This window comes from Mesorhizobium atlanticum (assembly GCF_003289965.1).
Lineage (GTDB): Bacteria > Pseudomonadota > Alphaproteobacteria > Rhizobiales > Rhizobiaceae > Mesorhizobium > Mesorhizobium atlanticum.
The window spans coordinates 309,348-321,408 of sequence record NZ_QMBQ01000002.1 but is presented as its reverse complement, the minus strand read 5'-3'; the positions used below and the strand labels follow the sequence as shown (position 1 = coordinate 321,408).

Sequence of the window (12,061 nt, the reverse complement as noted above, 5' to 3'; positions counted from 1 at the left end):
GGTCACACTCTGGTCACAGCAAAGGGTCCGTCATGGCTACAATCCGCAAACACCGGGACAAATATCAGGTTCAGGTTCGTAGGAAGGGTTTCCCTCCGATCTCACGCTCGTTTCACAAACTGGCGGACGCCAAGGAATGGGCGAGACACATGGAGACGCAAGCCGATCGCCAAGAACTCGCGCCGAGCCGCAAGGAACTCAAAGGGATCACCTTAGGGGACCTCGTTCGACGTTACCGTACCGAGATCGTAGCCTCCAAGAAGGGCGCTGACATAGAGACGATCGTCCTCGACGCCTTCCTACGTCACCCCATCTGCCGGAAAAGCCTTGTCGATCTGGGTACGTCAGACTTCGCCTCCTATCGTGACGAGAGGCTGAAGACCATTGCCGCCACATCGCTCAAGCGGCAGTTGGCGCCAGTCAACAACATGTTCGAGCTTGCTCGGACCGAATGGAAAATCCCACTTAAGAACCCCTTGGTCGACCTTGCGCTGAAAACGAATGACAACAGGCGTGAGCGGCGGCTCCGGGAAGGCGAGATGGGCCGATTGGTCGAGGCCGGAAAGAAAACTCGCAACCCTTTCGTTCTCCCAGTGATCCGTTTCGCCATCGAGACTGCGATGAGGCGTAGCGAAATCCTGAAGCTTCGGTGGTGCGACATCGACTTGGCACGTGGCACCGCAACCATTCTGGAGACCAAGAACGGCCACTCACGGAATATTCCATTGACATCTGGTGCGCTCGACGTCGTGAGGACGTTGGCAGCTCCAACGGGACAGGAAAGCTTTTCTCGGGTGTTCCCTTTGTCGGCGCTTGCTCTTCGGCTGTGCTGGGACAGGCTCACCGAAAGAGCGGACATCAATGATCTGAACTTCCATGACCTCAGGCACGAGGCCATCTCTCGACTGTTTGAGCTTGGCCTGACGGCGCCAGAGGTAGCGTCAATCAGTGGCCATCGAGACATGAGGATGCTGTTCCGATACGCACATGCCAGTCATGCGTCCATTCGAGCCAAGCTGGCCGTCTGCGGTATAGGATGAGAAGTTTGCCGCCGAGACAGCCGCTATCCTGATCAGGAAAAAGGTGGGAGGACGCAAGGCGATGAAACCTTTTGTCTTCCCACAATCGCATGGCCGGTGCCAGGTCAACGTTGGCACCTGGGTACCTAACGAGCTCAGCTCGGCGTGTCTCTTAACGTTCTGCCATCATCCATGGGACCATGGTGGGCGCTATCTTCCAGTATAGGGGCCACCCACCATTAGGCCTTGATCAACCAACCGTTGGCTCCCCTTCCGGTCTTGCCGTTGTGGTGGAACGTGATGCCCATCTCACCAAGAGTTGCGGTGATGCGGTGGGCTCCGTCTCGGAGCAGACGCCCAAGTTCCTTCATCTTAGACGATGGCCAGCCGAGTTCTGACTTGACCGTGATCATCGACGTCTCTCCGGAAGGGCGGTATCGCATGTAGGAGATCAGCGGATCATAACCTTCGGCCTGTCGAACGCTGACCGCATCGCCGTCGAGGTTGAAGCCCCAAGGGACAACGTTGATCCCAGGCATCTCGGTGGTGATGTCCCTTAAGATCGAAGCGCCCAGCCGACTTTCCGGGAGGACGACGTAGACGTCAGTTGGGGGGCAATCACCTTCGGCGTTGATGACCTTCCGACAGCGAACCCTATTGATCGCCTGGATCACGGAGACCGTTATCTGCTTCTGTTCCATGACTTTCCGAACGTCATCGTAGTCATTCCATGACGGCGATGCGAACCACCCATTTTCAGGCAACCCTTGAAGGGCAATGAACGTGCCTACTGCCCATAGGTCACCGCGATAAGGGAGGCCGAGCACAACAGCAGTGTCAAAGTCCTGCCAGTCGTTCTTGCCGTCGATCGCACCCCAGTGCGCTATGGCGTATCGCGAGAACTTCGGCTCCAGCGTGAGGGCCTTCGGCTCAAGGGACTGGTGGAGACAAACGAGCACGGACCTCTCCTTGCTGGATTTCTCCAGTTCTTTGATGACACGAGGTAGTCGAGCGGCGCCTTTCTCCTTCATGCTGCCTTTGCCGAGCCCGTTGGCGTTGGTAACATGCAGCGTGACATTGCGATATCTCCGAGCCTTGGACGGGATCACCGGGCGAACCGCTCGCTCTCCTAGCAACTCCCAGAGCATGTTGTGCGCAGCAGTTGCGTCGAGGACCACAGGGCCTGGAAGTTCCACCGGGATCAGCAACTCCGAATTGTTGATCGTGTCCCAGTCACCTGATCGCTGATAATATGCCCACCCACTGAGAATGCTTTCGCATGATCGTAAGGTGTTCGTCGCCTGCTCTGTGAGGCGTCGACGATCCAAAGGGCTCTCCTTGCGGAGGATCATCATGTCGAGGGGAAGCCTTGAGACCTCGTCGATCAGCCCGGCAAAGGAATGCTCCTCCGACCAGTCGATCTGACTGGCCCTTGGATCACGCCAAAGCAAACCCTGCCGCGCTTCGAGGCGATCGAACTCCAAGAATTCCAGTGTTTCCCGTAGAGACTTGATCGCTTGGACAGCCACATTGTGACGCAACCTCATCGGCTGGTCGATCATGGCAAGCACGTTGCTAATGTCCTGCGCCTTGACTTGGTAATGTTCGACGATGTTAGCAAGCGCCTCGTCGATTATGGTGAGGCGGCGTTGACCACCCTCCCATTTAACAAACTCGTCCCATTTTCCCTGCTGGTTGCGACAGATCGCTTCGACCGCCCTCTGGTACGCCGAATGCGTGATCACCAACACGTCTTTGTCGCCACACCGTCCAGCGGCGATCTTGTTCTCGGAGTGCCTGGCGATCGCCACAGGTCTCCCTGCAAGCTCGTTGATCGACGCAACGATCTCGTTAGCCTGTTCGATCGTCCTAACGACAACCAAAATGCCCGTGCAGTTCGACGGAGCGCCCGCCGCATTCAGTTCCGCCATCATGGCGCTATAAACAATCAGGCCCTGGGTCTTGCCCGTGCCGGTGGCGGGTTCGAGTACCCTCCAGCGTTGGTCGCCGGTCAGGATGGCCTCGTTGAAGGTTGCTGCCGTGATCTGCCAGAGTTGCTCCAAGGCTGGGTTGGACCTGTTGCCGAGAGCGGACTCCCAGTGTGTTTTCATGTGACGTGCGAAGTCGATTGGTGCCACGGTATTGCGTGGGGCCATTTGGTGTTCCTCTGATTTGAAGGAGTCAGGAGCCGCTCGACGGCGACATAGGAGAAGGGCGCCAAGACTGAGCTTGGCTATCCTCATATGACACGCCAGCTAAGTATCAGATTTTTCTTAGATATTCGTCTTCAAGCTTCCGTATAAGACCTTGCCGCTTCTTTACCGAAAGGTAGGTCTCGTCGAACAGCCAGATCGGATCATAGGGGTTGGACAATTGTTCGATACGCTGTTCGAACGCTCGTTCGTCATGCCCGGGCAACCAAGTCTGCGGCGCTTCTCGTATCTTCGACATTAACGGCTGAACCCGTGGATCATTGAACGCCTTACGCGCCGCCCGATCAAGCAGCCCACCCTCGCGCCCGGGTCGAAAGGTTGGGAGAGCAATGAGCCCTATCGTCATCTGATCGAACAGATCACCATTCTGCAAGAACACCGCTTCCGCTGCTGCGTAGTTAAGTCGGCGATCGGCAAGCCGTCGAATCTGATGCATCACATAGCCGAGCTTCTGCGCATTCATCCGGCGCAGCGGCCTACCTGACTGGCTTCCTTGACGGAGAGCCGCATTCACCGCCGGTGCCTTACGGTGTTCCCTCAGGCGGTCCCTGAAGTACTTCAACCGGCCCCTCGGCCCTCGGTCGAAGCTCTCGGCCTCAAGCGGATCGATAACTCGTGCCCACCAGTCCAAAATCATGCGGTCCCGATAAGGATGATCGAGCGCCGTATCTGCCAGCATCAGGTTAGCAACATAGGTATAGGTCGATTGGCGGACACGCTGTCGCCTTTTCTTGAGGATGGCATTCTTGATCTCCTCAAGGTGCATCACCCGAGGTCCTCTTTAGGAGCAATCCGATCAGGTAGCATCGCTCACCTCAATCCACGCTTCGTCGCCCCGCAAGACCGCCGAAATACGCGATTCACATACCACCGAGAGTGAACGAGAAATCTCGCTCCGCAGCTCTTCGAATCTAGCCTGGATGCCACAGATAAGCGCAAACGATGCCGCCGAGTTCACGCCAGATCGCCTGAGGTAGGCAACTGGCTCTTTGAAATACATCAGTTCCGACACCGGGCGATGGCCATACTGAGGTCCGAGGGCGCGGGAAGTTTCGTACCGGCCGAAAAAGCGCGGTTCAAATTCCTGGCTCTTGTAACACACAGACTCGTAGCCGACCGGCTGCCATTCAACCACCAGGTTTCCGAGCTGATTCAGCAAAGGGAAAACCTCGACTTGCGGTCTTGAAACAAGCCAATTGGCTGAATCCATCAGCGCCTGAATGTGGTCACGTTGAACCCCGAAATCGTCCTTCGCTTGTTGCGCGAGACGATCATCAGTGGCGTTTGTGGGGAGACCGATCATTTGCGCCAACTGGAGGAACTGATCGCTCTTTTTCATGCCCTCTACCCCCTGTGCCAAAGCGTCTCGATCTATCGGCCGGTTTGACCTAATGCAAGGAATTCTCTGCCGCCGCTCGTCCACAAAGGTATAGGTTTTCAGCCCACTGCCGTTGACCGTACACTTTGCGTCCAGTAAATGGGTGTCCATCAATCTCTAAAAGGAAAGGGTACAATATGGCAGTTGTTGGGTATGCCCGAGTGAGCACCAGCGGTCAGGACTACGCAACGCAGGTCACGAGGCTGAACGCCGAAGGGGCCGACAAAATTTTTAGTGAGAAGAAGTCGGGGGTTGACGGCAAGCGGCCCGAATTGGCCCGGTGCCTGGATTACGTCAGAGAGGGCGACACGCTACTGGTAACCAAGCTTGACCGACTAGCGCGAAGCACTGCTGACCTCTACCGCATCGTTACCCACCTCAGTGACAAAGGGGTTGCGTTCAAGGTTCTGGACGACAACCTCGTCGACACCACTACCCGAACGGGCAAGCTGGTCATGGGCATATTGGCGTTAATCGCCGAGTTCGAGACCGACATCCGCAAGGAACGGCAGATGGAGGGGATCGCCAAGGCGAAGGCAGCGGGGCGCGTCGGGGGCAGACCTAAGACAATAGACGCAACGATGGAGTTGAGGATTGTTGAGCTGCGAAAGCACGACCTGAGCATCCGAAGAATCGCAGCTGAGATCGGAGTGTCCAAGGCCTCGGTACAGAAGGTATTGGAGCGAACGAGCCAATAGGCGAGTACGTTAGGGAAACTCCGAACTTAGAGGCACCCCCCCGGGGGGATTGGCCGTTGCGACTATATGCGAATAGCGAAACAGATTTTTTGCTGGAAATGTCCGCCTACCAGGGAGCTGAGATCGACGGAGCAGGACTAATGTTACGATCTCCTGGGGCCTAGAAACTCAATTAGGCGCGCCTCCAAAGCAGCGCCGTCGGCAATCTCGCATTCCCAAATCGTCAAGACATCCCACCCGCTGGACGTAAGTGTCGCCAGAGTAGCCTTGTCGCGCTCTCTGTTTCGACGAAGCTTCTCGGACCAGAACTCGATACGGGAGGAAGGCGCGGTTGAACGCTTGCAACCCTCGTGTCCGTGCCAGAAACAACCATGCACGAAAATGACTTTGCGTCGCCGGGTAAAGACAATGTCAGGCGTTCCAGGGAATCGTTTAGAGTGGACAATGAAGCGATACCCAGCGCCATGAAGTAGCCGCCTAACCCGGAGCTCAACCCCGGTATCCTTCCCTTTCACCTTTGCCATAAGGGCACTGCGCTGCTCAGGCTTCAATCTGTCAGCCATGCTATGTTCTCATGTGAACGATTCGGCGGCAAACACTAGGTGCCCCGTATGATCTTCGAGCATTAGGAGGGCAACACTTTGTCTTGGCCAACAAGCAATCACGAAAGCCCAGACGTTCATCTGGAAATTCCAACGGTCAACGCCCCTCACTACCTTTGGAGCATTCTGCGAGCAGATGGGCTTTCATTTCGTGCTGACGGCTATCGCGAAGTGAGATCGAACCTTCAAATTGCGATTGATCTGTTTGGCAGGAGTCAAACGCCCGGCCAAAAGCCAAGTGCCGACGTCAGCGAGCAACGTCTCCGCACTTGGAAGAAGGCGTTTGAGGACATGGGTATTCTCACCGTCAGGGAAGACAAGGTCCAAGCCACGCGATTTGGCAAGGCGATCATGGATGGTTGGACGCGGGTCGACGACGCCCTACAAGGTGCCAATAGTCGCATCGCGCTCTTGGGCGCAGAGGTCGCCAATCGTATCCGCCTCGCGCCCCCCGGCAAAATTCCTGAAGGAGTCCCTGAAGACTCTGACCTACTTCCCATCCGAGCCATCTGGCGCGCTTTTCGCAATCTCAATGATCGGCTGCACTGGCAAGATGTAAATCGAGCCCTGGGTCAAGTGCACTATGAGAGCAGCGTGCCTGCTGCGATCGCTCAGATTCAGGCGTTCCGAAAGAAGTATGATGGGGTCTACGATGCGACCACCCTTCACGAACTTGGCCCAGCCGCTCTTTCAGACGATCCCCGGTTGATCACACCGTGGCTGAATAGAGCTAGCGTCGGGGGACTCCTCTTCTCCAGCGAGGCAGATACCGACGGCTTCCGGACCCTTAATGATACCGGTCGAACAATCGTGGACGATTTGCTGGCACAAGTCCCCCCGGGGCTGCCAAACGGTGCCGACTACCAAACGTATCTCGACTACCTCATGGAGCCCGTTCAGATCGCCGAATCACCCATCGCACCGGAGGATAAGCCTTTAGTCGACTCCATTGCGCAAGCTGCGTCGGAGTTCGGAGGTTTCAAATTTATAGTGCTGTCTGGGCTACCGGGTACCGGGAAAACAAGGCTTGCAAGGCTTGTCGCTGAGAGACTCACCGGTGGCGATGATTCACGCATCGCTGAAGTCCAATTCCACGAGAGCTTCTCTTACGAAGACTTTGCAGAAGGCTTTGTACCTCGAAAGGATGGCTCCGGATTTGAGCATAGGCCGAAGGTCCTTCGGATTATCAATGAACGAGCCATGGCTGATCCCATGCAAGTGTATGTGTTGATCGTCGAGGAGTTCACGCGAGCCAATTCCCACTCAGTGTTGGGCGAGCTGTTGACCTACATCGAGCACCGTGGGCGACCCTTTCAATGGTCTGTTTCGCAAGAGCAGTCATTTATCGCCCCCAATCTCGTCGTCATTGCGTCGATGAACCCCCGGGACAAATCGGCGCTCCAGCTCGACGCGGCTGTAAAGCGTCGGATGCACATAATACCGGTAGGGCCTTCAGTTGAGGCGCTCTCAAGTGTGCTCGGACATTTGGACGAGCCGACGCGAGAAAAGCTTCTGGAATGGTTTTCAACCTATGTCGGAATACTTCCCTTCGGACATGGCTTGTTCGCCAACCTGGCGGACGGGTCGGCTATCACCAAAGCTTGGCACGGGACGATCGCTCCACTGCTTCAGGACCCAACCGGAGCGATTTCACCCGCCTATCAACAAGCTCACGACGATTTCCCCCTGAAGTGACGCTAAAGCTTTCACTCCGCGAACGAGGCGCGCCCATCGCCGTGGGGCTGGGCGAATGGCAAAGCTATGGCCTTGACGATACCGTCGGAAATTTGGCGGGAGCAGGCATCATCCGCATAGAACGGTCCTCGGACGCCGTTCTGCTATTTCCGTCTCACTACGTGGGAGATATGAGGGCGCCCAATGTCCATCTCTCTGTTTCCCCCAAGGACGAGGATTTCTTTCGAGCACTTCAAACGCTTTCCTGGGAGTTCGTCTCGAAGCAGGCCCAAGAGTACGAAGGAAAGCCGATCGGAAACCCGGGCGACGACCTGGCCACGCCGTTCGTCCAATCTTTAAGCAAAAGCGTCGAGGATGGGTTGCCATGGCAATACCAGAAACATACTGAGGCCACCTCGACCCCTAGGGGAAAGCCACAGTTCTCTTCCTCAATCGCCAAATTTATCTCACGCGGTATCCTGCATAGGTTGGTTGTCACGCGCCAGACGCGGCGGCAGTTACAGGCATTTGGCGACGTCATATGGGCCGCATACCGCAGTCTTCCAAGATCCCCTGGGGCATCCCCTTCCCTGATTAGTCTGGCTGCGATGCTGATGGAGGCGGTCGAGATACAACGGGATCTATCCCTTGCGGACGCGATCGAGACAGGCCGGAGCCTCTTGGCGCAGAATGGTCTGCCATTAGAAAGCTCTCGGACGCTGTTGTCTGCCGCCTTAGCCTTGCTTGAGCTTCAATCCTCCACGGGTATGGCATCGTACCCGCTGCCTTCAGGGATCGCTTTGTTTGTCGATCTTGAGCGTGTCTGGGAACAGGCGGTCGCAAGTCTGGTCCAAGCCTCGCAACTGGGTGCCGGTTCCCAAGTGTCGGTTCACGGACTTGCGAAATCACAGGTACGCCTGTTTGGAACTCAGGGACCTATCATCAACCCAGATGTTGTCGTTCGCAGCATGGGATCGATATGGGCCATCGCCGACGCCAAGTACAAGGTGATGACAGACGGCGAGCAATTTGGTCTAGCTCCCGACGTATACCAACTCACCTGCTACACCGAGCGAACAGAAGCTCAAATAGGGCTCCTGGTTTACGTTGGAACTAGCGACAGCTTTCGCGAAATCGGAACGACCCACTCAGGCTGTCGTTTGTACTCCGTACGCATTTCGGCGGGAAGGCTGCTGTCGGATCGCCAACTGGCCCTGGCGAACCTGGGGCAAACGTTCCGCATCGCGTAATGTTTCAGCTAGGGCTTTCCCGATCGCTTTCGCCATTGCGGGTGCGACGGCGTTTCCAATCTGCCGGGCCACGTCTTTCTTTGGGCCTACGAAAACAAACTCGTCCGGAAATGACTGGAGACGTGCGCCTTCCCGAGCGGTGATGTTCCTGTTCTCGGCGGGGTGGGCAAAGCGGCCTCGCGTGAAATTATCAAACATAGCTGTAATAGTTCCCGCAGGACGATCCCACCAGAGTCGACCATACACGTCCAAATGACGATGGCCGTTATCGTTGCGGTGGCATCGGAGTTGTAATGCCTTTGGTACGTCTAATCGCCCACCCCCCTCGGGCACATAGCTTAGGCGCTCCAGATTGCTCTTGGAGACCAACACCAAACGGTGATTTCGAAATCTCGGATGTTCCGAGCCGTCGTGAGGTGGTGACGGCAGGTCGCCAATCGCTTGGCGAACGGTCCGGAAATTTGCAGGCTCATGGGTAGGCTCTGGAAACAAGAAGTGCTCCGAAACGTCACCACGAATCGCAACCAGCACCGCCCTGCGACGAGACTGCGGGACGCCGAAGGAGGCAGCATCCACCACCCTTTTGGTGTAATTGTAGCCGGTCTCTTCCAACATGCGCTCAACCACTTGAAGGTGATGTTGCCCGCGTTTACCGAAGAGTGTTGGGACATTCTCCATTACAATCGCTTTGGGAAGTATGCCTGTGGCAATTGCAGCAAAGCGTACTGTGAGATCGTTTCGAATATCGCTTGCGGCCCCTCGTCTCTGGATGGACCAGCCTTGGCAAGGAGGCCCCCCCGCAACGACATCAACGTCGCCAACGTGTGTTCGAATAAGACTTACAACCTCGCTTGGCTGCATCACCGAAAGGTCCATTTGGCGAATGTGGGACCCCAGGTTGGCCGAGTAGGTCGCGCAGGCGTATGGATCGAAGTCTGCAGCAAACGAAGGCTTAAACCCAGCTTGCTTAAAGCCAAGCGACAGTCCCCCCGCGCCCGAGAAGAGGTCTACCAGTTTCAAATCAATCATGCTGCCAAGCCGGGAACTGCTGAGTTATGGCGCAACTTGCGCTTCATGGAAGCGAGAGAGGATGAGATCGACTTGGTAATTGGCTCCGTCACGTCCTCTCGTTCGCTCGCTCCAACACCGCCTCCAAACCATACTGATCCAATGTGCTTAGCGAGGGCGCGAGAAAAGATTGGCGAAACGGCGTTGCCAATCTGCTTGAACTTGTCGTCAAAAGGCCCCTCAAACATGAAGTCCTCAGGAAATCCCTGTAATAATGCTGCTTCGCGCACCGTGAGGCCACGGTCTTGCGAAGGGTGAACAAACCTGCCGCAGGATGGGGTTCGGCACCTCGCCGTGATCGCTACAGCTGGGCGATCCCACCAAAGGCGTCCATACACATCCCTAAACCCGTCGACGCGTGTGTGACATTCCGGCCCTACCCCGGGGGGCAACGAGCGACGGCTCCCGCCATCCTTTGGTATCAGACGTAGAATGTTAAGCGTTTCCGGGCGGTGTTTTGATGTGATGTGCATAGGATCAGTTTGATCCCGCTCGCCCGCCCGCAACGGCGGTAGTTTTTCGATGGCATCACGGACGGTCAGAAACCTGTCGGGCTGCACAAACGGCAACGGCATCTTTACCCGCTTCGTGTCCCGACTTGCCATTACCAAGGCACGATACCGCTCTTGCGGAACGCCGAAGGTGGCGAGGTTCTCCACCCGTGTACGCATAGCATATCCAAAGGCGCCGAGGGCTTCCTTGAGTTCAGAGAAATGCTTCCAATGCTCCAGATAAAGCATCTCTGGAACATTTTCCATGACTACCAAGTCAGGTTTCAGTATTTCGACAATATCCGCAAAAGACGAAAGCAAGTTATTCCTATCGTCTTTGCGCCTGTCTTTCTTTCTGTGTGAGCTAAAGCCTTGGCAAGGGGCGCACCCTATTAAGATCAAGGGAAGTTTCGCGTCGTATCCCCATTCGGACAACGCTTGGCTCAACACAGATGGACTGCTGAGGCGACGGATATCGAGTTCAAGACAAGGCCGTCCGAGCATTTTTCGGTAGGTGGCAGCCGCGTGGGGATCAATATCCAATCCACCTAGAAGTCGGTACGAAATATGTTCATTCCGGTCCATGAGAAATCCGAGAGACATCCCGCCGCACCCAGAAAAAAGGTCAATCACCTGCACAATTGGGGGACCATTCTCCACAGACTGACGCTTGGTCATTTTTTGTCCCTCGCCCTTGGTTTGCGTCTTAGATTCGACTGCTGGTCAGAGAGTTGGGGAATCGCTTCTTTGGCGAGGTAGTCTCGAACCAACCGCGCAACGAGCGTCGACTTCTTAAATCCACGCTCGTGGCAGTGTGCCGTAAAACGCGCATCCAAATCCTCATCCAGCAGGACGGTAATGCGCACGCTCATAGGAAATGCGCCTCCAAAAGGGACAAGAACACAACCGGAACAACGTTGTCAAGCATAGTCCGCATTAATTCACACTAGTGCGCACAAGTGAGGACCCCAGGATTGAGACAAATCAGGGTTCTGTGGTACGTTTGACGCGCTCACGAGCCCGCAAGCGTTGCCGTACGAATTTCCCTCGGCTCGGAGTGGGTATGGTCACCGCGCATGCCCCTGTCATGCGAATCACATGCGACACGATACCACCAGTCTCATCGCTCGGGCAGCGCAGCAGGTGACTGGCCGCATCTCTTAAAAGCGATGCCCCCACGGGCGTTGTCGCGCGAGCGGCTGAACTCCTATATGCTTCTCGGAAGCATCGGAGTGGACCTATGGTTTGGAGCCATGGCTTCGTCATTGACTACCTAACAAAGCGCCGGGAAGACCTGGATACTACCCCGTGGGACACAAGGTACAACGGAAGGCAAGCAGCTGGCGGCGCCACTGCTCCGAATACGCCAAAGCCAAAGCGGCGCCGCCCCAAAAAGAAGCGTGGAAGTCGCAATTTCGCGGGATTGGCTAATCCATACCGCGCTGAGGCTCAGCGCCTCTTCATATTGTGGACTCGCGAGGTAGCGAGGCTGGAAAAGATGGGGGCGATCGCGGCAGAGGCAATCGGTTACATGGAGCACTACCGTAGCGAGATGCTATCCTGGTCGGGTGAGCATTAGGGCTTATCGGGTCCTAAAGACGCCCTGCGAACAACGGCAAAGCAGCACTTTGGTCCCCACGGTGAGAAGGCGAGATATCCTCGGAAGGG

The 12,061-nt window shown here is 56.1% G+C and carries 11 protein-coding genes; 4 read left to right on the top strand and 7 right to left on the bottom strand.

Going from position 1 to position 12,061, the window contains the following annotated elements; genetic code table 11:
* Positions 1-149 precede the first annotated feature (149 nt).
* On the top strand, positions 150-1,040 hold the full coding sequence (locus DPM35_RS06625; RefSeq protein WP_245431456.1) for a site-specific integrase: 891 nt from the start codon (positions 150-152) through the stop codon (positions 1,038-1,040).
* A 218-nt stretch (positions 1,041-1,258) separates the two neighbouring features.
* On the opposite strand, the gene DPM35_RS06620 is transcribed toward DPM35_RS06625, so the two are convergent.
* The 3 genes from DPM35_RS06620 to DPM35_RS06610 form a co-directional block, all read right to left on the bottom strand.
* Positions 1,259-3,175, bottom strand: a complete 1,917-nt coding sequence (locus DPM35_RS06620) for a DEAD/DEAH box helicase family protein (protein ID WP_146767920.1) — start codon at positions 3,173-3,175, stop codon at positions 1,259-1,261.
* A 106-nt stretch (positions 3,176-3,281) separates the two neighbouring features.
* Entirely contained in the window at positions 3,282-3,998 is a 717-nt protein-coding gene (locus DPM35_RS06615; RefSeq protein WP_112126514.1) for a hypothetical protein, read from the bottom strand.
* Positions 3,999-4,028: 30 nt separating this feature from the next.
* The gene (locus DPM35_RS06610) at positions 4,029-4,571 is read right to left on the bottom strand and encodes a hypothetical protein (RefSeq protein ID WP_146767919.1); all 543 of its coding nucleotides are present in this window, start codon (positions 4,569-4,571) and stop codon (positions 4,029-4,031) included.
* Between the two features lie 176 nt (positions 4,572-4,747).
* Here DPM35_RS06610 and DPM35_RS06605 point away from each other — a divergent pair, with 176 nt between their 5' ends.
* Positions 4,748-5,308, top strand: a complete 561-nt coding sequence (locus DPM35_RS06605) for a recombinase family protein (RefSeq protein ID WP_112126512.1) — start codon at positions 4,748-4,750, stop codon at positions 5,306-5,308.
* 143 nt (positions 5,309-5,451) lie between these two features.
* Here DPM35_RS06605 and DPM35_RS06600 read toward each other — a convergent pair whose 3' ends face one another.
* Positions 5,452-5,871 carry a very short patch repair endonuclease gene (locus DPM35_RS06600; protein WP_112126511.1) on the bottom strand — a complete coding sequence of 140 codons (420 nt, stop codon included), beginning with the start codon at positions 5,869-5,871 and terminating at the stop codon, positions 5,452-5,454.
* A gap of 78 nt (positions 5,872-5,949) precedes the next feature.
* Here DPM35_RS06600 and DPM35_RS06595 point away from each other — a divergent pair, with 78 nt between their 5' ends.
* The gene (locus DPM35_RS06595) at positions 5,950-7,605 is read left to right on the top strand and encodes an AAA family ATPase (protein WP_146767918.1); all 1,656 of its coding nucleotides are present in this window, start codon (positions 5,950-5,952) and stop codon (positions 7,603-7,605) included.
* Positions 7,602-8,834, top strand: a complete 1,233-nt coding sequence (locus DPM35_RS06590; protein WP_181591941.1) for a 5-methylcytosine restriction system specificity protein McrC — start codon at positions 7,602-7,604, stop codon at positions 8,832-8,834. Before DPM35_RS06595 ends, DPM35_RS06590 begins: the two co-directional genes overlap by 4 nt.
* Here DPM35_RS06590 and DPM35_RS06585 read toward each other — a convergent pair.
* From DPM35_RS06585 to DPM35_RS06575, 3 genes are read right to left on the bottom strand one after another with little or no spacing between them, the layout of a single operon-like run.
* Entirely contained in the window at positions 8,733-9,863 is a 1,131-nt protein-coding gene (locus DPM35_RS06585; RefSeq protein WP_112126508.1) for a DNA cytosine methyltransferase, read from the bottom strand. The two genes, DPM35_RS06590 and DPM35_RS06585, sit on opposite strands and share 102 nt — an antisense overlap.
* The gene (locus tag DPM35_RS06580) at positions 9,860-11,071 is read right to left on the bottom strand and encodes a DNA cytosine methyltransferase (protein ID WP_112126507.1); all 1,212 of its coding nucleotides are present in this window, start codon (positions 11,069-11,071) and stop codon (positions 9,860-9,862) included. Before DPM35_RS06580 ends, DPM35_RS06585 begins: the two co-directional genes overlap by 4 nt.
* Positions 11,068-11,265, bottom strand: a complete 198-nt coding sequence (locus DPM35_RS06575) for a hypothetical protein (protein WP_112126506.1) — start codon at positions 11,263-11,265, stop codon at positions 11,068-11,070. Before DPM35_RS06575 ends, DPM35_RS06580 begins: the two co-directional genes overlap by 4 nt.
* Positions 11,266-12,061 lie beyond the last annotated feature (796 nt).

Excerpts from the sequence above, each read along its gene's own strand:
- DPM35_RS06625 (WP_245431456.1), top strand. The coding sequence starts at position 150 with ATGGAGACGCAAGCCGATCGCCAAGAACTCGCGCCGAGCCGCAAGGAA.
- DPM35_RS06620 (WP_146767920.1), bottom strand. The coding sequence starts at position 3,175 with ATGGCCCCACGCAATACCGTGGCACCAATCGACTTCGCACGTCACATG.
- DPM35_RS06615 (WP_112126514.1), bottom strand. The coding sequence starts at position 3,998 with ATGCACCTTGAGGAGATCAAGAATGCCATCCTCAAGAAAAGGCGACAG.
- DPM35_RS06610 (WP_146767919.1), bottom strand. The coding sequence starts at position 4,571 with ATGAAAAAGAGCGATCAGTTCCTCCAGTTGGCGCAAATGATCGGTCTC.
- DPM35_RS06605 (WP_112126512.1), top strand. The coding sequence starts at position 4,748 with ATGGCAGTTGTTGGGTATGCCCGAGTGAGCACCAGCGGTCAGGACTAC.
- DPM35_RS06600 (WP_112126511.1), bottom strand. The coding sequence starts at position 5,871 with ATGGCTGACAGATTGAAGCCTGAGCAGCGCAGTGCCCTTATGGCAAAG.
- DPM35_RS06585 (WP_112126508.1), bottom strand. The coding sequence starts at position 9,863 with ATGATTGATTTGAAACTGGTAGACCTCTTCTCGGGCGCGGGGGGACTG.
- DPM35_RS06580 (WP_112126507.1), bottom strand. The coding sequence starts at position 11,071 with ATGACCAAGCGTCAGTCTGTGGAGAATGGTCCCCCAATTGTGCAGGTG.
- DPM35_RS06575 (WP_112126506.1), bottom strand. The coding sequence starts at position 11,265 with ATGAGCGTGCGCATTACCGTCCTGCTGGATGAGGATTTGGATGCGCGT.